The sequence below is a fragment of the Pseudomonas sp. KH_050 genome, from assembly GCF_057838875.1.
In genome coordinates this window covers 4,742,748-4,763,914 of sequence record NZ_CM174478.1, presented here as the reverse complement: position 1 = coordinate 4,763,914, position 21,167 = coordinate 4,742,748, and the positions used below count along the sequence as shown (strand labels likewise).

General features: G+C 56.2%; 23 protein-coding genes and 1 pseudogene. 9 read left to right on the top strand and 15 right to left on the bottom strand.

Going from position 1 to position 21,167, the window contains the following annotated elements:
* Positions 1–132: 132 nt before the first annotated feature.
* From AC3IUA_RS21645 to AC3IUA_RS21635, 3 genes are all read left to right on the top strand, one after another.
* Positions 133–732: an FMN-dependent NADH-azoreductase gene (locus tag AC3IUA_RS21645; RefSeq protein ID WP_489356946.1), complete on the top strand. Its 600-nt coding sequence runs from the start codon at positions 133–135 to the stop codon at positions 730–732.
* Between the two features lie 222 nt (positions 733–954).
* The gene (locus tag AC3IUA_RS21640; protein ID WP_489356945.1) at positions 955–1,821 is read left to right on the top strand and encodes a carboxylate/amino acid/amine transporter; all 867 of its coding nucleotides are present in this window, start codon (positions 955–957) and stop codon (positions 1,819–1,821) included.
* Positions 1,822–1,914: 93 nt separating this feature from the next.
* Positions 1,915–2,334 (top strand): Lrp/AsnC family transcriptional regulator, encoded by a 420-nt coding sequence (locus tag AC3IUA_RS21635; RefSeq protein ID WP_489356944.1) that lies wholly within the window; start codon positions 1,915–1,917, stop codon positions 2,332–2,334.
* A 113-nt stretch (positions 2,335–2,447) separates the two neighbouring features.
* Here the strand turns inward: AC3IUA_RS21635 and AC3IUA_RS21630 are convergent, their stop codons facing one another.
* The 6 genes from AC3IUA_RS21630 to AC3IUA_RS21605 form a co-directional block, all read right to left on the bottom strand.
* Positions 2,448–3,131: a phenylalanine--tRNA ligase beta subunit-related protein gene (locus tag AC3IUA_RS21630; RefSeq protein WP_489356943.1), complete on the bottom strand. Its 684-nt coding sequence runs from the start codon at positions 3,129–3,131 to the stop codon at positions 2,448–2,450.
* A gap of 10 nt (positions 3,132–3,141) precedes the next feature.
* Positions 3,142–4,362, bottom strand: coding sequence for an ATP-grasp domain-containing protein (locus AC3IUA_RS21625; protein WP_489356942.1), 1,221 nt, complete (start codon positions 4,360–4,362; stop codon positions 3,142–3,144).
* A gap of 13 nt (positions 4,363–4,375) precedes the next feature.
* Positions 4,376–5,557 (bottom strand): hypothetical protein, encoded by a 1,182-nt coding sequence (locus AC3IUA_RS21620; RefSeq protein WP_489356941.1) that lies wholly within the window; start codon positions 5,555–5,557, stop codon positions 4,376–4,378.
* Positions 5,558–5,565: 8 nt separating this feature from the next.
* Positions 5,566–5,880 (bottom strand): Rieske 2Fe-2S domain-containing protein, encoded by a 315-nt coding sequence (locus tag AC3IUA_RS21615; RefSeq protein ID WP_489356940.1) that lies wholly within the window; start codon positions 5,878–5,880, stop codon positions 5,566–5,568.
* A 13-nt stretch (positions 5,881–5,893) separates the two neighbouring features.
* Complete coding sequence (locus AC3IUA_RS21610; RefSeq protein WP_489356939.1) at positions 5,894–7,273, bottom strand: iron-containing redox enzyme family protein; 1,380 nt, start codon at positions 7,271–7,273, stop codon at positions 5,894–5,896.
* 329 nt (positions 7,274–7,602) lie between these two features.
* Positions 7,603–8,901, bottom strand: a complete 1,299-nt coding sequence (locus tag AC3IUA_RS21605; protein ID WP_489356938.1) for a mechanosensitive ion channel family protein — start codon at positions 8,899–8,901, stop codon at positions 7,603–7,605.
* Positions 8,902–9,094: 193 nt separating this feature from the next.
* Here AC3IUA_RS21605 and AC3IUA_RS21600 point away from each other — a divergent pair, with 193 nt between their 5' ends.
* On the top strand, positions 9,095–10,441 hold the full coding sequence (locus tag AC3IUA_RS21600) for a DEAD/DEAH box helicase (protein WP_489356937.1): 1,347 nt from the start codon (positions 9,095–9,097) through the stop codon (positions 10,439–10,441).
* Between the two features lie 75 nt (positions 10,442–10,516).
* On the opposite strand, the gene AC3IUA_RS21595 is transcribed toward AC3IUA_RS21600, so the two are convergent.
* The 3 genes from AC3IUA_RS21595 to AC3IUA_RS21585 all read right to left on the bottom strand — a co-directional run bounded on the left by AC3IUA_RS21595 (position 10,517) and on the right by AC3IUA_RS21585 (position 12,592).
* A complete protein-coding gene (locus tag AC3IUA_RS21595; protein WP_489356936.1) occupies positions 10,517–10,768 on the bottom strand; it encodes a hypothetical protein in 252 nt (83 codons plus the stop codon).
* Positions 10,769–10,929: 161 nt separating this feature from the next.
* Positions 10,930–11,502 (bottom strand): hypothetical protein, encoded by a 573-nt coding sequence (locus AC3IUA_RS21590; RefSeq protein WP_489362423.1) that lies wholly within the window; start codon positions 11,500–11,502, stop codon positions 10,930–10,932.
* A 346-nt stretch (positions 11,503–11,848) separates the two neighbouring features.
* Positions 11,849–12,592, bottom strand: coding sequence for a DUF899 domain-containing protein (locus tag AC3IUA_RS21585; RefSeq protein ID WP_489356935.1), 744 nt, complete (start codon positions 12,590–12,592; stop codon positions 11,849–11,851).
* Positions 12,593–12,797: 205 nt separating this feature from the next.
* Between AC3IUA_RS21585 and AC3IUA_RS21580 the strand changes: the two genes are divergently transcribed.
* Positions 12,798–13,190 (top strand): transcriptional regulator, encoded by a 393-nt coding sequence (locus AC3IUA_RS21580; RefSeq protein ID WP_489356934.1) that lies wholly within the window; start codon positions 12,798–12,800, stop codon positions 13,188–13,190.
* 214 nt (positions 13,191–13,404) lie between these two features.
* Here the strand turns inward: AC3IUA_RS21580 and AC3IUA_RS21575 are convergent, their stop codons facing one another.
* From AC3IUA_RS21575 to AC3IUA_RS21565, 3 genes and pseudogenes are all read right to left on the bottom strand, one after another.
* Positions 13,405–14,274, bottom strand: a complete 870-nt coding sequence (locus AC3IUA_RS21575) for a DUF6279 family lipoprotein (protein ID WP_489356933.1) — start codon at positions 14,272–14,274, stop codon at positions 13,405–13,407.
* A gap of 66 nt (positions 14,275–14,340) precedes the next feature.
* Positions 14,341–14,427: pseudogene (locus tag AC3IUA_RS21570) on the bottom strand (TorF family putative porin); the annotation flags it as partial.
* Between the two features lie 231 nt (positions 14,428–14,658).
* Positions 14,659–14,847: a hypothetical protein gene (locus tag AC3IUA_RS21565; RefSeq protein WP_172668627.1), complete on the bottom strand. Its 189-nt coding sequence runs from the start codon at positions 14,845–14,847 to the stop codon at positions 14,659–14,661.
* A gap of 350 nt (positions 14,848–15,197) precedes the next feature.
* Between AC3IUA_RS21565 and AC3IUA_RS21560 the strand changes: the two genes are divergently transcribed.
* Both AC3IUA_RS21560 and AC3IUA_RS21555 read left to right on the top strand, forming a co-directional pair.
* On the top strand, positions 15,198–16,034 hold the full coding sequence (locus AC3IUA_RS21560) for a CvfB family protein (RefSeq protein ID WP_489356932.1): 837 nt from the start codon (positions 15,198–15,200) through the stop codon (positions 16,032–16,034).
* 162 nt (positions 16,035–16,196) lie between these two features.
* Positions 16,197–17,126 carry a DMT family transporter gene (locus AC3IUA_RS21555; RefSeq protein WP_489356931.1) on the top strand — a complete coding sequence of 310 codons (930 nt, stop codon included), beginning with the start codon at positions 16,197–16,199 and terminating at the stop codon, positions 17,124–17,126.
* Here the strand turns inward: AC3IUA_RS21555 and AC3IUA_RS21550 are convergent.
* Complete coding sequence (locus tag AC3IUA_RS21550; protein WP_489356930.1) at positions 17,074–18,252, bottom strand: MFS transporter; 1,179 nt, start codon at positions 18,250–18,252, stop codon at positions 17,074–17,076. The genes AC3IUA_RS21555 and AC3IUA_RS21550 overlap by 53 nt on opposite strands.
* 103 nt (positions 18,253–18,355) lie before the next feature.
* Between AC3IUA_RS21550 and ptrR the strand changes: the two genes are divergently transcribed.
* Both ptrR and AC3IUA_RS21540 read left to right on the top strand, forming a co-directional pair.
* Positions 18,356–19,264, top strand: a complete 909-nt coding sequence (ptrR, locus tag AC3IUA_RS21545; protein WP_489356929.1) for a putrescine utilization regulator PtrR — start codon at positions 18,356–18,358, stop codon at positions 19,262–19,264.
* Positions 19,265–19,382: 118 nt separating this feature from the next.
* The gene (locus AC3IUA_RS21540) at positions 19,383–19,511 is read left to right on the top strand and encodes a PA1414 family protein (protein ID WP_007914492.1); all 129 of its coding nucleotides are present in this window, start codon (positions 19,383–19,385) and stop codon (positions 19,509–19,511) included.
* 331 nt (positions 19,512–19,842) lie between these two features.
* On the opposite strand, the gene AC3IUA_RS21535 is transcribed toward AC3IUA_RS21540, so the two are convergent.
* A complete protein-coding gene (locus AC3IUA_RS21535; protein WP_489356928.1) occupies positions 19,843–20,094 on the bottom strand; it encodes an acyl carrier protein in 252 nt (83 codons plus the stop codon).
* 265 nt (positions 20,095–20,359) lie between these two features.
* Positions 20,360–21,085: an MBL fold metallo-hydrolase gene (locus tag AC3IUA_RS21530; protein WP_489356927.1), complete on the bottom strand. Its 726-nt coding sequence runs from the start codon at positions 21,083–21,085 to the stop codon at positions 20,360–20,362.
* Positions 21,086–21,167: the final 82 nt, after the last annotated feature.

The window sequence follows — 21,167 nt, the reverse complement described above, 5'->3', positions numbered from 1 at the left end:
TGCCGGGCATGCTCCGCTTATAAACGAATTTATAGATGGGTTATAGCAGTTATTTGCGCTTTTTCATCGATATGACACTGTTTAATCTCCACTCCATCGACTTACAGCATTCACCGATGGAGGCTACATCCCATGTCCCGCGTTCTGATCATTGAAAGCAGCGCTCGCCAGCAAGATTCGGTTTCACGCCAACTGACCCAAACCTTCATCAGCCAGTGGAAAGCTACACACCCGACTGACCAGATTACCGTTCGTGACCTGGCGCTCAACCCGGTGCCGCACCTGGACGCCAACCTGCTGGGCGGCTGGATGAAACCTGCCGACCAACGCAATGAAATCGAACACGCTTCGCTTGAACGCTCCAACCAGTTGACCGATGAGCTACTGGCCGCCGACGTGCTGGTGATGGCCGCGCCCATGTACAACTTTGCCATCCCGAGCACCCTCAAAGCCTGGCTGGACCATGTGCTGCGTGCCGGAGTGACCTTCAAGTACACCGACACCGGCCCGCAAGGCCTGCTCACCGGCAAACGTGCCTATGTGTTGACTGCGCGCGGCGGCATCTATGCCGGCGGCCCCGCGGATCACCAGGAACCCTACCTGCGTCAGGTCATGGCGTTCATCGGCATTCACGACGTCGAGTTCATTCACGCCGAGGGTATGAACCTGGGCGGCGACTTCCATGAAAAAGGCCTGAACCAGGCCAACGCCAAATTGGCCCGGGTCGCCTGAGGCGTTAATCGCCAGGTAATCGCTTGATGTTTTAGTGACCTGGCGCATCCGTTCAAGCCGGTTCGCGCATCGAACCTCCCTTTGCACGTGTTGATCCTGAGTGCTGCTGCCCGATTGAACGCTTTAGCGAGATCGGGCTTTTTTTTGCTCTTCATTACGGAGCAGGATTTCACTGTCTGTGGCAAAACCGCTATCGTCGCCGCCATTCGGAACGAGGCGCGTATGGGCTATCTACTTTTTGTCACGCTGATTCAGGCGTTTTCCTTCAGCTTGATCGGCGAATACCTGGCCGGTCATGTCGACAGCTACTTCGCGGTGCTGGTACGGGTGCTGCTGGCCGGGTTGGTGTTCATTCCGCTGACTCGCTGGCGGCAGGTCGAGCCGGCCTTCATGCGCGGGATGCTGCTGATCGGCGCCTTGCAGTTCGGCGTGACTTACGTCTGCCTGTACCTGAGCTTTCGCGTACTGACAGTGCCGGAAGTGCTGCTGTTCACCATCCTCACGCCACTGCACGTGACCCTGATCGAAGATGCGCTGAACCGCCGCTTCAATCCCTGGGCACTGATCGCCGCGCTGGTGGCAGTGATGGGGGCCGCCGTGATTCGCTTCGACCGGATTAATCCGGACTTCCTCATGGGGTTCTTGCTGCTGCAACTGGCCAACTTCACCTACGCTGCGGGGCAGGTCCTTTACAAGCATCTGGTGGCGCGCTACCCGAGCGATCTGCCGCATTACCGGCGCTTCGGTTATTTCTATTTGGGCGCACTGGCGGTGGCGTTGCCAGCGTTTGTGCTGTTCGGCAAAAGCAATTTCCTGCCCGAAGCACCGCTGCAATGGGGGGTGCTGGTATTTCTCGGCCTGGTATCGACGGCATTGGGCTTGTACTGGTGGAACAAGGGTGCCTGCCTGGTCAATGGCGGGACGCTGGCAGTGATGAACAACCTGCATGTGCCGGTGGGGTTGCTGATCAACTTGCTGATCTGGAACCAGCACGAAGAGTTGGGGCGGTTGTTCTTTGGCGGGTTGGTGATCCTGCTGGCGGTCTGGATCAGTCGGTTGGGGCTCAGGCGTGAGGCGATTGCGAGCTGACTGAGGCCGCAGCCCCTTGACGCTCTGTTTTTTGCTCGGACAGTCGCTAATGAAAATCTGTTATAAAAAAAGATTAATGTAAGGGGCTGCAAAGTGGACAAAATTGATGAGCTTATTATTGCAGCGTTGAAAGATGACTCCAGGGTCAGCTTGTCGGCGCTGTCACGGCAAGTTCACAAGTCGCGAACGGCGGTGGAGTCGCGAGTTCAAAAGTTGATAGATAAGGGGGTCATTTTAGGTTTTACCATCAATGTTGCCAAAGAGGATGTCGAACGTCAGCAAGTGGCTTTTTTAGTATTGAAGCTTATTGGCAGTAGCTGTCATCTGGTCTTCCCGCAGATACACGGGTATGCCGAAATAACCCACGCGTACTCTTTGTTTGGCGATATCGACATGATGCTCGAAGTTAAATATAAAAGCTTCGAGGAGTTGATGGTGCTGAAAGAGAAGATTCTGAAGATCGAACAAGTCGACGAGGTGATCGTCAACCCTGTATTGAAAGCCTGGCGATAGATCAATTGCGCTGATTCGATATGAATCCAGGGCGGGGATTCCTTGAATGATGACATCAAAAAAGGAAAGCCCCCGTACCTGTCGCCCAAAAAACGTGTCTGGAATCCGAGGTTTTATTTAACCTCTTGAACCAGAACCCGCTCCAGAAAGTGATAGCTCAAGCTGGACATTTTCTCCCGTAGAGAATTGACCAACTCCTCAATGACTGCCTGGTTGAAGGCATGGGGGGTGTCTTCGTGGCCTAGCACCACTACCAGCAAACTTGAAGACTCGTCAGTCAACCTGAAGTCATGAGCGTCGGCATCTATTTTGCCGATGCTGGCCAACGGTGAGCCTCCTGAGGTGTAAACCAGGTCGCCGGTGGGAATGGTGACTTCTTTTTTTGAAAAAAGCGGTCGAAAGCTCATGGGTTTTTCAGAGCGAAATACGTGGATGTCATTCGCCTGGTTATAGGTATGCACACCGATACTTACGCCATTGCGGATGGCAACCGCATTATAAGCATCAACAATGTTGTTGATCGGTCGTATACCTTTGGAGATGAAGCTCTTGAGGATTTTTTCGTTTGCGCTGACGGTGTTGTAATAGCCGAGCTTTTGCAGTTGCTGGGAGAAGCCCATATAGATTCTGTTCGTGCCAAGCTTGTAAAGTCGAGAAGCAACATGGTTCAGGTTGGCAGTCAGAAGCGGAAGGAAGCTGCGGTCGGAAGACACCGTTATGCCTTGAATAATTGCAGCACAGGCATTATTGACACCGATGTCAGCAGCGGATTTCTGGATGATTAAACGATTCGTCATAGCTCTCTCATTAACGCCATAGCAGAAGGCGTAAGTTTTGTGCACTTCTTTCGAGTTGTTCGGCATCCGGGTGATATAGCCAAAACAAACCCGGGCACGTGGCAAAGTCGATTGTCACTTCAGTGGTGTCACCTGGGGCAATGAAATACCGGTGGCCGCCATACGCGACATCCTCTGTTGCGCAGGTCAATGTTGCGTCGCCGGGGCCCTCAAAGGTGCGTTGTTCATCAGAGCAGAAGAATCCGATTTTCCCATGGACAACTTGTCTGGATGAGCTCATTCCTTCAGGGGCCGAGCGACCCAGGTAGCAATCTACGGAAAGTGAAAGCAGGTCGGGTTGGTACACCTTCTCAAATAATTGCGGAGCTATTCCACCATGCAGGCGAGCGCCCGCCTCAATCATCACCGGACCTGCGTCGGACCAGATTATTTCCATGTGAATCGGGCCTACCTTGATACCCAATGCGGCGGCGGCCAGTTTTGCGTAGTCGAGCAACGGTTTCAGGCTGTTGTCAGCAGGATCAAGGGTGTCCAGGCTTTCGTAGACAAACATGCTGCTGTTCTTATGGATTTTTGCGTACTTGCACACCGAAGCAATGATGTATGTCCCGTTAAACGCAACCATATCAACCACGTATTCCGGGCCGCAAATAAAGGGTTGAACAATAAAGCCGAGATTGATTTCGCCCAGATCGTTCTCTTGCTGCCAGGCAGCGTTGGTCAATGCTGCTTCGACGTGCTCCAGTCCCTCGGCAAAAACCACACCCTGCGTCGCTGCGGAATTAAGCGGTTTTATGACGTATTTAAGCTCAGGGTCTATTGACTTCAGAAAGCCGGGGATTTGTGATTTCGAGCTTAAAATTCGAGAGCTGATGTGAGGCAGGGCTTGGCGCTTCAGCGCTTCTTGCATGGAAAACTTGTTGCGCCGCAAGTCACTGGTGATTCGGCTGTTGCCTTTTACATCAAGCAGTTCGGTCAGGTAGTCGGTGAGATAAATGGCGGTTTCGCACCCGGCGATTATCGCCGTTATAGGAATGTCTTCCAGCGTGCTGAGCAAGCTCTCTTCCCACTGGAAAACTTCGTCGAAGTTTTCTTGCACCAGATCACTGATGAAGTGCTTGGGCAGTTGGGGGGTGGAAATGATAGCGATGCAGCGAACACCCTGGGAGTTGAGGCGTGGCGCGTACAGCTTTCCGGTGGAGAACGGGTCAACAATAAGAACTGTTTTCAATGTCGGGAACTCCTTAATCAGCGGTTGTTGCGGGTGAAACTTCCCGGCTCATCATCCAGGCCAATACAGCACACCCCAGAAGCACAGCGGAAACGATCATCAAGACTCGAGCGCCTTCCAGACCCAGAAAGCTGTTGGTGGTGAAGAAAGTCAGAATCATGGGGGCCGAACCGCTGACTAGCAGGTAATAGAGCGAGCTTTTTGAGGCAATCAAGTCGGCAACCCGGTCATTGGCTGCTGACTCGATGAGGGTTTTGCGAAGCTGGATTCTCAAGCTGTTAATGCAAAAGCCGAGGATGAACGCCGCGACCATCATCAGATAGAAGCTCTGGAAATAGACGATTGCCACATCGGCGAGAATGATGATCAGCACCGCGCCATGACTTTTGAGTTTCAGTTGCGGCAACACGGCGGCGCTGAATGCGCCCAGCCCGGCCAGGCCACTGGCAACGCCGAAGAGTGTCGCGTTCCACTCGTTGAGCTTTTGAAAGACGATAGGAACCAGGCTATTAAACGCCCCGATATGGAAGCCGATCATGCTCAGGACGATGATCAGGATATAAAGGTTTCTCGGCAGTTGAAGTGTTGTGGTGGCGGCAATGCCTGGAGCTTCGTCTTGCTTGAGCGGTGAGGGGGTTGCAGAAACCAGCAGGATCGCCGCCAAACAGGCAATCGCCGCGATGCTGATGATCTGCAGGGTCTGATTGACCGAGAAAACGTCAACGATGACGCCTCCCAGCAATGCGCCGCCGAAGGCGCCGATCTGGATCGAGGTCTGCATCAGTCGCGCAGAGGTGTCGCTATTGGTAAACCCGGCGAGCACCAGCTTGGTATTCTTCGATTCCAGCGTGCTGATGGTGAAGTAGTCGGTGACACCGACCAGGAAAGCGATACTCAGGAAACCAATCGGTAACAGGACCGCATCAGTGAACGAAAGTCCGAGAATGGCCGCGAAAGCGATCAGCCGAATATAGAGCAGCCGTTTCATGCTCAATTCAATGGTGATGAACTTACCGATATAGTGTTCACATGCATAAGGAACCACGGTCGCAACACACAACGTGACACCGACCAGAAAAGTCGAGCCGGTGGTCTCCAGGCCGAACCAGACCATTGCGATGACAATGGCCATGTCCAGGCCGGTAAACAGGGTCACGATAGAGTAGAACGCGGGAAGTGTTGATTTATTAGTCATAGGCCCTGTCAGTTATATCGAGAGATGTTAATTAAAGGTACGCACCGTTCGTTATCACCGACGACGGTGCTGATAACGCTCCCGACACGGACGGTGGGCAACGATTTTTTCTCCAGATTGCAAACTTTGTATTTGTTGTCGTGCCAGGGGCAGATCACGGCTTGTCCATCGGTGGTCATTTCCCCCAGATGCAAAGGGCCGCCTCGATGAGGACAGGCGGTGGGCAGAAGTTGAGTGGAGTTGTGTCGCCTGTTGAGAAAATAGGTTTTGTCATCCACAGCGACATAGTTGGCGTTGGCAATATCCAGGGTGATGGCTTTCATTGGCTGTGCCTGCTCAGAGGGCGGTAACAGTGTAGGTGCAGATGTTGCTGGTTATGTAAGTCCCGTGAATCATTCCCTTGGGAATGACAATGCCTTCTCCAGCTTTTAGCTGAACGGACAACTCCGGGCTCACAACGAAATTCAAATCTCCGGACTCTACCCAGAACAGCTCATCGTTAGCGTGGGTGTGCAGTACTGACAGTTCGTTTTTGTTTTCAGTGAAGATGCTGTCCGGAGGCCGGGTGCCGTATAGCGCGGTGGCTTGCGCGCGATAGATATCCAGTTCGTCGTGCCATTTGATGTGCGCGTACAACTCTTCGTCGGCGATGTCTTGAAGGAGTTTGAACTCTTCGAAACCGCGGATGAGGTCCGGAATGATTTTGCCGCCGAATTGTTTGATCATCGGAATGATCAAGCGTTCCAAGGCCATTCTTCCGTGGTGCACGTCAATATGGTTATGCTCGTCAAAGTACTCCGTGGAGACGCTGCCATTGAAAATTTCCTTGATCGCACGGGACTGGTGCCTGGTGGTGAGCGCCAGAGTGGCTTCGGTGTAATACATGGCGCCGATATAACGAAATAATTCGCCGTGGTTGGCCGACACATAATGGAAGTAGTTGGTCAGTGAAAGAGAGCCAGCGGTATAAAACTGCCAGTAGTGATGGACGTGATGAGGCATGTCCAGTTCCTTCAGCAGGTCTTCGAAGATCGTACTGTGTTTTCTCTTGTCGATACCGTAGCCATATTCGTCAATCAGGATTTTGAACAGCTCGCTGGTGTACTCGCCGCCGTTGCCTAGAACATTACGCGCCATGGCGGATGCTTCGCTGAGGAAGTCCCCGGCACATTGGGTAAGGAAAAACTTCGCGGCCCGTTGAGGGTTACTGCTGTGGGTCAATACGCTATAAAGTTTTGAGTCTGAATGAGCGATGTCGTCGAGTACTTTGTTTGTATGAGCAACGAATGAGTCCAGGCACCAAGGGCCATTGACGTGGATTTCTTGTTCCAGCCAGTGATAGAGATAATTTTCCAAGGCGGGGCGAATGGTTTTTCCGCAGGCTACCAATGCCGGGTCATAAAAGCTTTTGAACTCATGCAGGTCTAACGTCAAAGGAGCCTTGGGCAAGAAAACCAGGTCTTGTTCATAAATGTTTAATAAGATTCGTTGAGCCAGAAGATGGTGGTTGCTCGAGAGCTGATCGCGCTCCAGAGAACTGCTGATAATGCGTTCAGTAATGTCCTGGGCACGAGACGGTCGTTGATAAGGACTGCTGGTAAAAAAACTGATTGGCTGAGAAAAGTGTGGGGCACTGACGAAGGCTTTCAACGCCTTAACGTCTTGGCGCTGTTGATTGTTTACAGAGTTCTCTGAGAGTTTAGTTGTCCCTAACACGGTCAGCGCCTTTAATCATTAGTTTGCGAATGGCCAGATGCTATCGCTTTGGATTTCCCGAAAACAGATTAAAAGTGTGCGCGCAGATAGTGAAATTCACTAAACGCGTAGATAAATTTTTTATAGGGGGTTTGTTGCGTTGAGTTGTTTAATTGCGGCGATTACACGTTTTTGCGGGAGCGGGCATTGCCCCAATGCCAGGCAGTTATGGGATTTCAGGTTCAGCAACGTCCCCCGTAGCAGCAGCCTTCGCCAGCTGCTACGGTTGGCGTAACGTCTTAACTGCCCGCGAAGAGGCTGATGCGGTACTGCGCCGGTCTTTGTGGGCCTTACATCGAGCGCTGTTCGCTCTGAGGGGTAAAACTCGTCCCCAGCACCGCGGGCAACATCCCGGCGCGCAGGTCGTTACCGCTCGGCTGCTGATATAGGCTTAAACCAAACTCCGGCAATACCGCCAGCAGGTAATCGAAGATATCGCCCTGGATCCGCTCGTAATCGGCCCAGGCGGTGGTGCCGGTGAAGCAGTAGATCTCCAGGGGTACGCCTTGGGCAGTGGTCTGCAGCTGGCGGACCATGCAGGTCATGTTGGGCTGAATCTCCGGGTGACTCTTGAGGTAAGCCAGGGCATAGGCGCGGAAAGTCCCCAGGTTGGTCATGCGCCGACGGTTGGCCGACATCGCCGCCACGTTGCCCTGGGCTTCGTTCCAGCTTTTGAGCTCGGCCTGTTTGCGACCGATGTAGTCGGTCAGCAAACGGATCTGGGTCAGTTTCAGTTCTTCCTCATCGCGCAGAAAACGCACGCCACTGGCATCGATATACAGGCTGCGCTTGATCCGCCGGCCACCGGACTGCTGCATGCCGCGCCAGTTCTTGAACGACTCGGACATCAAGCGCCAGGTCGGGATCGAGACGATGGTTTTATCAAAATTCTGCACTTTGACGGTATGCAGGGTGATGTCCACCACATCGCCGTCGGCGCCGACTTGCGGCATTTCGATCCAGTCACCGACCCGCAGCATGTCATTGCTGGTCAGTTGCACACTGGCGACGAACGACAGCAGGGTGTCCTTGTAGACCAACAGAATCACCGCCGACATGGCGCCCAGGCCCGATAGCAGCAACAGCGGTGAACGATCGATCAGGGTTGCGACGATGATGATTGCGCCGAATACAAACAGCACCATCTTCGCCAGCTGCACGTAGCCCTTGATCGAACGGGTACGGGCGTGTTCGGTGCGTGCGTAGATATCCAGCAAGGCATTGAGCAGGGCGCTCAGGGCCAGCACCAGGAACAGGATGCTGAATGCCAGCGCGACATTGCCGAGGAACACCAGGCTGGTCTTGCTCAGCTCCGGCACCAGGTGCAGGCCGAACTGGATCAGCAACGACGGCGTCATCTGCGCCAGGCGGTGAAAGACTTTGTTGTGGCGTAGATCGTTGATCCAATGCAATGCCGGTTGCCGGCCGAGCAATTTGACCGCGTGCAGTATGAGGTAGCGTGCCACTCGTCCGAGGACCAGTGCGATCCCCACCAGCAACGTCAGCGCCAGGCTGGAATGCAGCAGCGGATGCTGATCGAGGGCGCCCCAAAGGTCTTGGGCGTTGAGCCAGAGCTGTTTGATATCCATGGGCTAAATCGATTCTTCTGCAGGACGAGACCGGTCGATTAGAGCATTTAAGCCCGGCGAAGTTAGGTTCAGGAGTCAAATAGTTAAGAAAAAAGCATCTGTTTGCTGCCGTTTGCACAAAGAAACTCGGCCTTGGCGCTCGAAACCGTTACCCTATGCAGCTGTTTTTTTGTATTTCCTCGAGGTAGCACCCGTGTTTTCCCAATTCGCCCTGCACGAACGCCTGCTCAAAGCCGTGGCCGAGCTTAAATTTGTCGAGCCTACGCCGGTGCAGGCAGCGGCTATCCCGCTCGCGCTCCAAGGGCGTGACCTGCGGGTGACGGCTCAAACCGGTAGCGGCAAAACCGCGGCCTTCGTTCTGCCTATCCTTAACCGTTTGATCGGCCCGGCGAAAATCCGCGTCAGCATCAAGGCGGTGATTCTGTTGCCGACCCGCGAGCTGGCACAGCAGACCCTCAAGGAAGTCGAACGCTTTTCGCAGTTCACCTTCATCAAGTCCGGCCTGATCACTGGCGGTGAAGACTTCAAGGTCCAGGCCGCCATGTTGCGCAAGGTGCCGGACATCCTGATCGGTACTCCGGGCCGTTTGCTGGAGCAACTGAACGCCGGCAACCTCGATCTGAAAGAAGTCGAAGTGCTGGTACTCGACGAGGCCGACCGCATGCTCGACATGGGCTTTGCCGAAGACGTGCAACGCCTGGTCGATGAATGCGCGAGCCGTCAGCAGACCATGCTGTTCTCCGCCACCACCGGTGGTTCGGGCCTGCGCGAAATGATCGCCAAGGTGCTGAACAACCCTGAGCACTTGCAACTCAATGCGGTCAGCCAGCTGAACTCGACGACTCGTCAGCAAATCATCACCGCTGACCACAACCAGCACAAAGAACAGATCGTCAATTGGCTGCTGGCAAACGAGACCTATCAAAAGGCGATCATCTTCACCAACACCCGCGCGATGGCCGACCGTATCTACGGCCGCCTGGTGGCACTGGAATACAAAGCGTTCGTCCTGCACGGCGACAAGGACCAGAAAGACCGCAAGCTGGCGATCGATCGTCTGAAGCAGGGCGGCGTGAAGATCCTGGTAGCCACCGACGTTGCCGCTCGCGGCCTGGACGTCGACGGTCTGGACATGGTGATCAACTTCGACATGCCGCGCAGCGGCGACGAATACGTTCACCGTATCGGTCGTACCGGTCGTGCCGGCAACGATGGCCTGGCCATCTCGCTGATCTGCCACGGCGACTGGAACCTGATGTCGAGCATCGAGCGCTACTTGAAGCAGACCTTCGAGCGTCGCACCATCAAGGAAGTCAAAGGCACCTACGGCGGACCGAAAAAGGTCAAGTCCTCGGGCAAAGCCGTTGGCGTGAAGAAGAAAAAGACCGACGCCAAGGGCGAGAAGAAGAAAACCGGCGCCAAGGCACCGACCAAACGCAAGATTGCCAACCGGCCGAAGACCGACGCCCTGTCGCTGGTCAGCAAGGACGGCATGGCACCGCTCAAGCGTCGCAAGCCAGAAGCACCGGCCGCTGAATAACGCTGCGGTGATTCAAAAAAAACCGGACGTTGTCCGGTTTTTTTTAGATTAACTGTCGGCCTTGGTCTCGGCGGTTTACAGCTCTTCCAGGCGCTTGTCGATCAGTTGGCACTTGTCAGGCAGGTCCTTGCTCGCGGTCCCCAGATCCATCTTTTGCAACTCATCGTTGATCTCTTTGGCTTTGGCCGGGTTCTGCTCGGTAATCTTGGCCACCTCCTTGGCCAGTTGCTCACGTTTGACCAAGGCCTCATCCGGGGTACAGACCGCCCAGGCGGGCAGGGCGCAGATCAGGCTGGCGGCGAGGGTGATCTTCAGCAGGGTTTTCATGGGGCAGGCCTCGTGGTTCCGGATAAGGCGGTTATCCGGTTGAGGGCTCAACGGCCTGAAAAGTTCATCCTGGTCAGGGGACTCCCATTAGCCAGTCGGGTGAATAACGCGCCATAGCCCGACTCTTCCCACCCCCGAGGGTTCGATTCTGATGGATTCGATCAGCCTGACACCGAGGGCTCTTCCTTGCTCGCAGCGCCCGCCGTACTGGCAACCGTTAGCGCCACGATACAAGCCAGCATCGAGAACGCAACGAAAGCCCCCATCACATAGAGATACGGCAACACATGATTCCACGCTCGGGCCACGCCCAGGAAAGCAGCAAATAGCCAGCCGCTCATGGAGAGCGCACCGAGGAGAGCAAGGCGGGTGCGGGCAGAGCCGGGTAACAGGACGAAGGGAGCCTTTTGCAGCAGTGGGAAACCGACCCGATGCAACAATGCGCCGTTCAGGCTCAGCAGCGCGACAACGGTGACCTTGGCCCAGAGCTTCTGATTGAGCAGATAGGCGGCCCCGTCATCAAGGTAGCCCTGAAGCACCAACAGCAAACCACTTCCCCAAAGGGCCAGTAGCGCGAGGGTAACGATTTTCCGGGTTTCTTCGAGGTACTGATGCTGTACTGGATTCAGTGCTTCCTTGCGCCAACTCCAAAGCTTTTGATCGGCCTGTAAAACCCTGCCCAGGGCAATACAAGTGGCCAGCAGATGACCGTAGACGAGTAGCATTTTAAGCATTGCCTTGACCTTATTTTTATTGGGGTAATGCACTCCCTGCGCCCTTGATTTGAAACTAAATGATACATATTCATATTTACAGCGGCAAGTTTCGAGCCCGCTTTTATATCCAGAATTCTTGGTTCAGTTCAATATCTGACCAATCGGTCATTTTTAGGTGTGTTTGGACTCTCTGGCTTTTCCCTTGCGAGAAGTCCCCTCAGGCACGAGCCGTAATCGGAAATGTAAAGGGTGCGGGCCAGCCCGCTCCCACCGGGGGACAGTGATCCAATAATGTGGGAGCGGCGGTGCGGCAATCCGACTTACCCGCGAAGGCGATTGAGCTGACACGCAGGGTCCATCTGGCTCACTCGGAACAACAGCTGGACGCCCCCTTGGTTGATTGCTCTTCATAAAGATCATGATGGCGGACCCAGTCCATGATTTCGGTTTCGTTGCGTCCTTTGGGTGTCAGGTCGAGGTAGTTGTAGGTGCCGACCAGCAGGTCCAGACCGCGGGCATAAGTGGAGTAGGTGTGGAAGATCTCGCCGGCGTCGTTGCGATAGAACACGCTCAGGCCGGGTAATTCTTCTTCAGCGCCGTCGGTTTTTTCGTAGTTATAGGTAGCGGTGCCAGCAGCCACGTCGGCAGCCCTGGCCGAAACGCCGAAGTCGTAATTGAAGTCGCAGCCAGCAGACGAGACCCAGTCGAATTTCCAGCCCATGCGCCGTTTGAAGGCCTGGAATTCACCGAACGGTGCGTGGGAAACCGCTACCACGGCTACGTCATGATGAACCAGGTGCTGGTTGGCTCCGTCGATGTGGTCGGACAGGAACGAGCAGCCGGGACAGCCTTCGTCCCAACCTTCACCGAACATGAAGTGATAGATGACTAACTGACTGCGGCCTCCAAACAGGTCGGCCAGCGACAGCTCGCCGTTCGGGCCCTGGAAGCGGTAGGGCTTATCGATTTTCACCCAGGGCAAGGCGCGGCGTTCGGCACTGAGTTTGTCCCGTTCCCGGGTGAAAGCTTTTTCGTGGAGCAAGTGTTCTTTGCGTGCCGCGAGCCATTGTTCTCGGGACACGACCTTGTGCTCTTGCAAGCTGTTCATGATCTTTTCTCCTCTGACAATTGCAGTACGTTGCCAAGCGACTGCTTACACAGCCTAGTCGTTTGGCCCGGGCTCAAATCGACAAGGCGCCCGGCGGTTTTTTGCTTGATATCACCAGGCTGGAACCTTGGCTGAACGGCTGCCGGCGCCATCGGTCACAACCTATGAAGGGCTTGTATCTCTTATGCTTGGAGGTTGAATCAGGATGACGACTTATAACTGGGAGCTGATCGAACGATTGCTCCATGAAGTACAGAACGGTGCCGGGCACAGCTTTACCCCACGGTCTTACGCTGAGCAGTATGCGGAGGAGAAGGCGGCCCATGGTCAGCCTTTCGGTAATCTGGATCACCTGAAGACCACTGCGGCGAAATACGAAAAGCTCCTGTTTGAACGCGGCTTCATAGAGTCGCGGCCGGAGGAAGAGGGCGGTAATGGCGAGAACTTTGTGCTGACCTTACGCGGTTCGAGTTTGCTCAGCCTGATCGACAGCAGCATTCCAGGCAATGATCACCCGCGTCAGGTGCTGGATGAGCAGCAGGATGCGCTGGATCCGGTGATCTTTGATGAAGTGGCTTCCAGGGCGCAGATTGCCTGATTGGCCGAGGGTGGGGTGGCAAAAGTATTCGCGGGAAAGCTCTCTCCTACAGGGGGATTGTGTACACCCACCCCATTGCGGGTGTACCCGGTCAGCGTAGGAGCTGCCGCCAGGCTGCGATCTTTTCGGGGCCACCGCAAAGGCAGGATCAAAAGATCGCAGCCTGCGGCAGCTCCTACAAGGTACGTATTGAACCCTGTGGCGAGCCCCCAAATCACCCCCGCTGCGCCGCCTTCAAACACGTCAACGCATTGAGATCACTGCGCACGCCCTCGATTTTCTGCACTAAATACTGGCGTTGAGCCGAGGTGCTTTGGGCCATCACGTCGACGAACAACCTGCGGGCCGCAAGTTCGGTCGAACTGAAGGCCTGGCGATACGCAGGAGTCCACAAACTCTCGCGATTGACCAGCAATTGCTCGAGCCGTTGTGGGAATTCGCTGCTTTGACGCTGCTCCACAGCGGCACTGAATTGCTTCTGCCAATGGGCGCGGTTGTCGATCCATTGCCGGTTCTGTGGGCCTAACGAGGTTGACCATTCAATCACCCGTTGTTGCTGGCTGGCATTGAGCGGGCCTAGCCAGGTAGTCAGACGTTTGGTCATCCGTTCACCACGCTGGTTTATCTGTTGTTCCAACGTGGGTTTGAGGTACGCCTCCAGGCGCTTTTGCCGGTCCTTGGCGAACGCCTCGTTCATTTCCTTGACCTGTTGATCATCCAGACCGCGAAGCAACTCGATGGCCGACGGGGTGATTTCCCGGGCGGTTTGGGCGATCGCCTGCCTGGCTTCCACTGCGAGGCTGTGCAGGCCAGCCTCGGTGACCTGATTGCTCTCGACCATGGACTGCAGGCGGTCCAGCCAGTCAACGTAGTCGGGCAGTTGGGTACTGCAGTGCCAGCGCAGGTGTTCCTTGAGCCGCTCATCGAACCAGTTTTTTTGCTCGCTGTTCATCACCAGATAGTCGTTGAGCGTCCATGGAATGATCATGTCGAGGTTGCGGTAGGCCAGGCCGACGCGATTACAACCGGACAGCACGAGGCTCAACGTCAGCAGCAAAGTGAAGTGTTTCATCCGGCGCGCCATGGACGAGTCCTTGCGAATGCGTAGGTCCTGCATCTGATCCCAGAATGAACCTGGCAGTTCATCGATTCAATAAAACGAGCGTTCGGCCTTGAACGTGAGCAGGCTGTCGCATTCAGTGTTATGCCCGGAGTAGGCAACGCAGTCGCCGCCGCTGCTCACATAGCCGCCGTCGGCGACGGAACAAGCCAGCAGGGTGCCGGCCAGCATAATGGCGGGTTTGAATACGCCCGATCTAGACGTGCGCAAGCATACTGGCGAATCCTCGGGGGAGAGGGCTGTTCGTCTGTTTATGGGAAATTGAGCAGATGGCGAGGGTGTTGCGGGAGGGTTCCAGTCCAAGCGCTTCGAAGCTCAAAGCGCTTAGGGACCAGGTGACGCGAGGTATTACTTTTTGCCCAGGGTGATCTGCTTGGACGGGCCGAAAGTCTGGCCGCTGACGCCTTTGGCAATTTGCTGGATCTCGCCGCCGGACTTGAGGAACGCAGCAATCTGGCTGTTGATCGATTCGCTGGTTTCAACGGCTGGAGCTGGCTTTGCTTTGCTGTTGGATGCTTTTACACGCATGGCGGCCATTAACCTGTAGAAAATTAACTTGGCCACGCATCGTACAGGAAATACTTGACAATTGCTTGGTAAATATCCTCCTGAAATAATTCAGGCTATCGCTTGACCAGTCATAAGTTGATCTTGGAAATAAGTGGCTAAGCTGCTGTTTTATATCAAAAGCTTGGTTGCGATTAGCGGTGGGGGTAAAGTCTGGAGAGGGTAAAACCGCTTGAATGGCCTGACGAGCGGGCCAAAAAGGGTTCCTGAGGCCCAAAAAATCAGGCTGCCCGCAGGTTTTTCATCGGCCACCCGGCTGGCCGCAGAACAGTGCCGGCAAACTCGGGTAGAATGCCGCCCACGCAATGAGGGTATTGGAAATGGCTTTAGTCGGGCGCTACAACAGCTTGCAAGTGGTGAAACACACTAACTTTGGTTTGTATCTGGACGGTGGGGCGGACGGTGAAATCCTCTTGCCCAATCGTTATATTCCCAAAGATATTCCCAGTGAAGATGAAGACTGGCTCAACGTTTTTATTTATCTGGACAGCGATGACAAACTCATCGCAACTACTGAAAAGCCAAAAGTTCAGGTCGGCGACTTCGCCAGTCTGAAAGTCGTTGAAGTGAACAGCATCGGGGTTTTCCTTGATTGGGGGCTGCCCAAAGACCTGCTGCTGCCGTACTCCGAAGAAAAGCGCCAGATGACCGCCGGCGAGTACTGCGTGGTGCATGTCTACCTCGACAAGCACACCCGCCGTATCACCGCCACCGCGCGACTGGATCGTTACCTGGACAAGACTCCGGCTAACTACCAGGTCGGTCAGGAAGTCAATTTGCTGGTGGCCGAAGCGACCGACATGGGCTTCAAGGCGATCATCAACAACAAGCACTGGGGCCTGATTCACAAGAACGAAGTGTTCAAGTTCATGCGCGCCGGCAAGGAAGAAAAAGGCTTCATCAAAGAGATTCGTGCCGACGGCAAGATCAGCCTGAGCCTGCAGCCGGTTGGCGAAGAAGCCTCCAGCAGCCTGAACTCGAAGATCCTCGGCAAGTTGCGCGAAAACAACGGCACCTTGCCGGTCAGTGACAAGAGCGACCCGGCGGTGATCAGCGGTTTGTTCGGCGTCAGCAAGGGCAACTTCAAGAAGGCCATTGGTGCGCTCTACAAGAACGGCCAGATCGTCATTCACGCCGACCGTATCGAATTGAGCTGATCCTCCGAAAAGATCGCAGGCTGCGCCAGCTCCTACGCCGACCCCGTACACCCGTGATTGATCGAGTGTACGCAATCCCCGCGTAGGAGCTGGCGCAGGCTGCGATCTTTTGATCCTGATCTGAGTAACCGCCATGTTTTTGTCTGTCATCGAGGTCCTGCGGTGAGTGTTTCACGGCGCAGCGCCGATGGTTTTGCCCTGCAAGTGATGCTCGGTCTGTGCCTGATCTGGGGCGTGCAACAGGTGATGATCAAATGGGCGGCGGCGGACATCGCGCCGGTCATGCAGGCTGCCGGGCGCTCGGGTATCGCGGCGGTGCTGGTGGCGGCGCTGATCTGCTGGAAGGGCGGTTGGGAGCAGGTCGGCAGCACCTGGCGCGGCGGATTGCTCGCCGGCAGCCTGTTTGGCATCGAGTTTCTGTTCATCGCCGAAGGACTGCAACTGACCACGGCGGCCCACATGTCGGTATTCCTCTACACCGCGCCGATCTTTACCGCCCTGGGCGTGCATTGGCTGTTACCGAGTGAGCGGCTTCGGCCCTTGCAATGGCTGGGGATTTTCCTCGCGTTTATCGGCATCGGCTTTGCGTTTGCCGGTGGCTTGTCGCTGGACAATCTCGATCGGCGCATGCTGCTGGGTGATGCCATGGGCGTATTGGCCGGCGCGGCTTGGGGCGCGACCACCGTGGTGGTGCGCGCTTCACGCTTGTCCGAAGCGCCGGCGACCCTGACCTTGTTCTATCAACTGATCGTCGGCTTTGTCGGTCTGCTGCTGATTGCCGCTGTGAGCGGGCAGATCAGCCATGTCAGCCTGACCACGGTGGCGGTGGCCAGTGTACTGTTCCAGGGCCTGGTGGTGTCGTTCTTCAGTTACCTAACCTGGTTCTGGTTGTTACGCCGTTACCTGGCAGCGAATCTCGCGGTGTTCTCCTTCATGACGCCGTTGTTCGGCGTCACGTTCGGGGTAGTGCTGCTGGATGAACCGTTGAGTTTCAACTTCATCGTCGGTGCCGTGCTGGTATTGCTCGGCATCACCTTTGTCAGCGCGGAACAGTGGGTGCGCCGGCGTTTGCGCAAAGTTCTCGGGCAATGACCGGGCGCAGTAACAGCGCGCCCCCCAGCAATAATCCGCTACCGGCAATCATCAATGCCGGCGCCAACCCGCCACTGAAATGACTGCTCAGCGCCGCCAGCAATGGCCCGCCGAGCTGGCCCATGGCGAAGCAGGCGGTCAGCAGCCCGGCGTTGCGTTGTGTGGCATGGGGCGCCAGTTCCCGCGAGCGTTGCATCACCAGTTGCATGCAGGCCAGAAATGGCGTGCCGCAGAGGATCACTCCCAGCGCCAGTCCCGGGCCGCTGCCCAGCAGGCAAGCGAAGACTCCGGCGGCTTGCAGCCATAAGGTCGCGATCAACCAATGCCGGGTGGTATTCGGGTTGGGCCGACGCAAGCTGACCAGCACCACGCCGCTGGCTGCGGCCAGGCCAAAGCACGGCCAGAACAGGTCGGCCTGCCATTGCCCTTGAAAGTGCGCATTAGCCATCTGCGAGAGGAAGGTCGCGGGAATGATGTAACCCAGACCGTACAAAGCGTAGATCAGCCCCAGGCGAGGGATTGCGGCATTGCCCGAGGTCAGCTCCATGGGCGTCGCGGTCACGCTCGCTACGGGTTGCGGCAGGATCGGCAGAATCACCAACAGCATCAACAAGCCGACAGCGGCATACACCAGCCACAGGGTGGCCGAGCTTTGCCCAAGCAGATTCGAGCCCAGCGCCAGCAATCCAGTCAGGAATATCCCCAGCCCCGGACCGGCAAACACCAGTGCCCCCAGCCGTGGACGACCGGCAGCCAAAGCCAGCGGCTGACTCAGCGAGGTGATCATCACCAGGACCCAGGCGCTGCCCACGCCGGTGCCGAAACGCAGCAGCAAATGCGCCCAGAAACCCGTGGCCCAGAACGAAGCCAGCGTCAGCAACACGCATAGCCACAAGCCACCGAACAATCGACGACGCACCTGCCCGGGGTGGCGGGCGAACATCGCGTCCAGCGCGCCGATGAAGTAACCCAGGTAGTTGGCCGCTGCGATCAGCCCGGCGGCAGTCAGGTCGATCTGACCTTCGCTGAGCAGGTGCGGCAGTTGTGGGGTGAGGGCGAAGCGACCAATACCCATGGCCATCATCAAGGCAATGAAACTGGCGAGTAAGCGAATCAGCGGTGACATGGTGTGGATTCCGACAGAGGAACAATGACCGTCAGGCTAGGGCTGATTGACTTTCTTTAAAAATGAATAATAGTGAGTAACTTGTTCATGTTTGGAGAAAAGTGTGGAGTTCAGCCAATTGCGGATTTTCCAGGCCGTGGCCGAGGAAGGTTCCATCACCCGGGCCGCCGAGCGGCTGCATCGGGTGCCGTCCAATCTGTCGACCCGGCTCAAGCAGTTGGAAGAGCAATTGGGTGTCGAACTCTTTGTCCGTGAGCGGCAGCGCTTGCAGTTGTCACCCGCTGGCAAGGTGCTGCTGGACTACACTGCTCGGTTATTCGCCTTGCACGATGAAGCTCACTCGGCGGTGCAGGGCGGCCAGCCGGCCGGTGATTTCGTGTTAGGCACCATGTATAGCACCGCGGCGATTCATCTGCCGGCGTTGTTGGCGGGTTATCATCGCGCCTACCCGGCGGTGAATCTGCAGGTACAGTCCGCCCCCAGCGGTGAGCTGCTGGAAGGCTTGCTTACCGGGCGGCTCGACGCGGCACTGGTGGATGGGCCGCTGGAACTCGCCGGGCTCGACGGGGTGCCGCTGTGCGAAGAGAAGCTGGTGCTGATCAGCGAAGCCGACCATCCGCCGGTGCGTAGTGCCATGGATGTGCAAGGGCGCTCGGTGTTTACCTTTCGTCGGGGCTGCTCGTACCGCATGCGTCTGGAAGCCTGGTTTGCCAATGATCACGCGGTCATGGGCCGGGCGATGGAGATCGAATCGTATCCGGGAATGCTGGCTTGTGTGATTGCCGGTTCCGGTGTGGCGTTGATGTCGGAGTCGATGCTTGCCAGCCTGCCAGGGCGCGAAAGTGTGGCGGTGCACCCGCTGGCGGAGCCGTTTGCCAGCGCCACCACCTGGCTGATGTGGCGCAAGGGCATGGTCGGCGCGAACCTCAATGCCTGGATCGAACTGCAACAGGCAGCAAACCCTGTGCAACCGGCGCAAGCGCGGGCCAGCGCATGCTCCGGCACATTCTAAGTAATTCTGTAACAGATCATTGTCATACCGAGCGAGCATTGCGTAGGACTTCGGACTATTATCAGTGTGAAGCGGCTACAGAATCCCGGTCGCTCGGCACTACCCTGAAGGGGGCACCATGAAAGAGAAAATTCAAAACTGGCTCCACGACCTCGGTGTTGCTCTCGGCCTGATTGAACCGCCTCTGCAACCCGTGCCAATCCGCACAGACGACGAACAGCGTCGACGTCAGCAGCGCCGCCGGTAAATGATCGCTGGCTGAGCCGTCCTGCTTGCTGCGCGGGAACCCCTGCACCCTGCAAAAAAAGGCCCGGTTTCCCGCTGACTGATCAACGGGAGCCAGGCCCGAACTTCCTCATCAGTCTCTCGCAGATGTACACAGGTCTGGGTTTGTGGTGTCCGCCAAAAGATCGCAGGCTGCGCCAGCTCCTACGCCGACCGGGTACACCCGCAATATCCGGTTAACTCCATACCCCCGACTGCGCGCACCCCCGGATTCACGGATTCACCCAATCCCCCGTAGGAGCTGCCGCAGGCTGCGATCTTTTGGGGCCCCCACTGCCTAACCGCCTGGCATATCAACGCCCGGAAATCTCCAGCAAAAACCGGCACAGGTCATCGACTGTGATTGCGCACTTGAGCAGCTGATCTTCCTCGCGCGTAAAAGCGCTCAGCTCGAATTCGTCTTCCAGACGGAAGATCAGCTCCTCGATATCCTGCTTGTCCAACCCCAACTGCTCCAGGCTCATGTCATCATCAAATCCATCTTTGCCGTCCAATAGACGACCAATGTAGCGATGCACGGCGTCACGCACGGCTGCTCTATTCATGTTGATTCCTTGCGCGGCTCAAGTGTTGCTCGTCACGAGCAGTTTTTTTCAGGAGTGAAGCGGGAGGCGGGGGCTGTTTCTTGATGGCGCGGCAGATGATTCGTGGTGTTTCAGTACGGTACATACACACCTCGTGCAGGGGGAGGTTGGCGTTATGTCTTGACCCGTCCTGGGGGCACTGCGATAGCTGTCATAAATGACGCTAGCGATCCTTGTACCGTCTTCCTGCAAAAACGGCAGTCGCTAACTGCCAGTACAGCACAGATTAATGATGCTGCCGGTTCCACTCATCAATCAGCGTGCGCAAGCGTTCACCGGAGAAACTGGCGAAGTGTCCGCCGTGCACCGTGCGGATCGGCAATTCGCGCAGGCGCTGCAGGCTTTTTGCGTAATCCTCGAGGTTGGAGTGGTAGGCATCTTCGACCAACGGGCCGTCGTAGATGATGTCGCCGCTGAACAAGGTTCCGCTGGCGGCTTCCCAGAGGCTGATGCCTCCCGGTGAATGGCCGGGCGTGTGCAACACCTGCAGGGTGCGGTTGCCGAGATCGAGCACGTCGCCCTCTTCGATCAAGCGCGTGGCGGGGGCGGCCTTGACCCGGTATTCGGCGTAGCACAACGAGCAATCCGGATGGGCTTCGAACATCTCGTCACCGACAAAGGCCGTGGCCAAAGTGTTGTCGCCATCGGGATGGGCGAGGATCTGCGCTTCGGCGGGGTGCACCAGGCGCTCGGGGAATTCATGATGGCCGGCGATGTGGTCGAAATGAGTATGGCTGGCGACTGCCAGCAGCGGTCGTTCGGTGAGCCAGGGCAGTTGCTCGCGCAAGCTGACCAGCCCTGAGCCGCTGTCTACCAGCAGATCCTTGTCGCGGCCCTGGATGTGCCACAGGTTACAGCGGTAGAAAGGCCGGATGTACGGCTCGTGAATCAAGCGCACGCCGTCGCTCAGGGTTTTGACTTCGAACCATTGATCTCGGCTGACGATTTTCATATAGGTTTCCTTCAGGCGAAAAAAAACGGGTGCGGCCACCGACGCCGCACCCGTCGAAGAAAAACTCAAGCCGTTTCTATTC

Excerpts from the sequence above, each read along its gene's own strand:
- AC3IUA_RS21615 (WP_489356940.1), bottom strand. The coding sequence starts at position 5,880 with ATGAAAGCCATCACCCTGGATATTGCCAACGCCAACTATGTCGCTGTG.
- AC3IUA_RS21630 (WP_489356943.1), bottom strand. The coding sequence starts at position 3,131 with ATGACGAATCGTTTAATCATCCAGAAATCCGCTGCTGACATCGGTGTC.
- AC3IUA_RS21580 (WP_489356934.1), top strand. The coding sequence starts at position 12,798 with ATGACGACTTATAACTGGGAGCTGATCGAACGATTGCTCCATGAAGTA.
- AC3IUA_RS21620 (WP_489356941.1), bottom strand. The coding sequence starts at position 5,557 with ATGACTAATAAATCAACACTTCCCGCGTTCTACTCTATCGTGACCCTG.
- AC3IUA_RS21540 (WP_007914492.1), top strand. The coding sequence starts at position 19,383 with ATGAAAGAGAAAATTCAAAACTGGCTCCACGACCTCGGTGTTGCTCTC.
- AC3IUA_RS21550 (WP_489356930.1), bottom strand. The coding sequence starts at position 18,252 with ATGTCACCGCTGATTCGCTTACTCGCCAGTTTCATTGCCTTGATGATG.
- AC3IUA_RS21565 (WP_172668627.1), bottom strand. The coding sequence starts at position 14,847 with ATGGCCGCCATGCGTGTAAAAGCATCCAACAGCAAAGCAAAGCCAGCT.
- AC3IUA_RS21595 (WP_489356936.1), bottom strand. The coding sequence starts at position 10,768 with ATGAAAACCCTGCTGAAGATCACCCTCGCCGCCAGCCTGATCTGCGCC.
- AC3IUA_RS21575 (WP_489356933.1), bottom strand. The coding sequence starts at position 14,274 with ATGGCGCGCCGGATGAAACACTTCACTTTGCTGCTGACGTTGAGCCTC.
- AC3IUA_RS21585 (WP_489356935.1), bottom strand. The coding sequence starts at position 12,592 with ATGAACAGCTTGCAAGAGCACAAGGTCGTGTCCCGAGAACAATGGCTC.
- AC3IUA_RS21535 (WP_489356928.1), bottom strand. The coding sequence starts at position 20,094 with ATGAATAGAGCAGCCGTGCGTGACGCCGTGCATCGCTACATTGGTCGT.
- AC3IUA_RS21605 (WP_489356938.1), bottom strand. The coding sequence starts at position 8,901 with ATGGATATCAAACAGCTCTGGCTCAACGCCCAAGACCTTTGGGGCGCC.
- AC3IUA_RS21590 (WP_489362423.1), bottom strand. The coding sequence starts at position 11,502 with ATGCTTAAAATGCTACTCGTCTACGGTCATCTGCTGGCCACTTGTATT.
- AC3IUA_RS21645 (WP_489356946.1), top strand. The coding sequence starts at position 133 with ATGTCCCGCGTTCTGATCATTGAAAGCAGCGCTCGCCAGCAAGATTCG.
- AC3IUA_RS21560 (WP_489356932.1), top strand. The coding sequence starts at position 15,198 with ATGGCTTTAGTCGGGCGCTACAACAGCTTGCAAGTGGTGAAACACACT.
- AC3IUA_RS21640 (WP_489356945.1), top strand. The coding sequence starts at position 955 with ATGGGCTATCTACTTTTTGTCACGCTGATTCAGGCGTTTTCCTTCAGC.
- AC3IUA_RS21530 (WP_489356927.1), bottom strand. The coding sequence starts at position 21,085 with ATGAAAATCGTCAGCCGAGATCAATGGTTCGAAGTCAAAACCCTGAGC.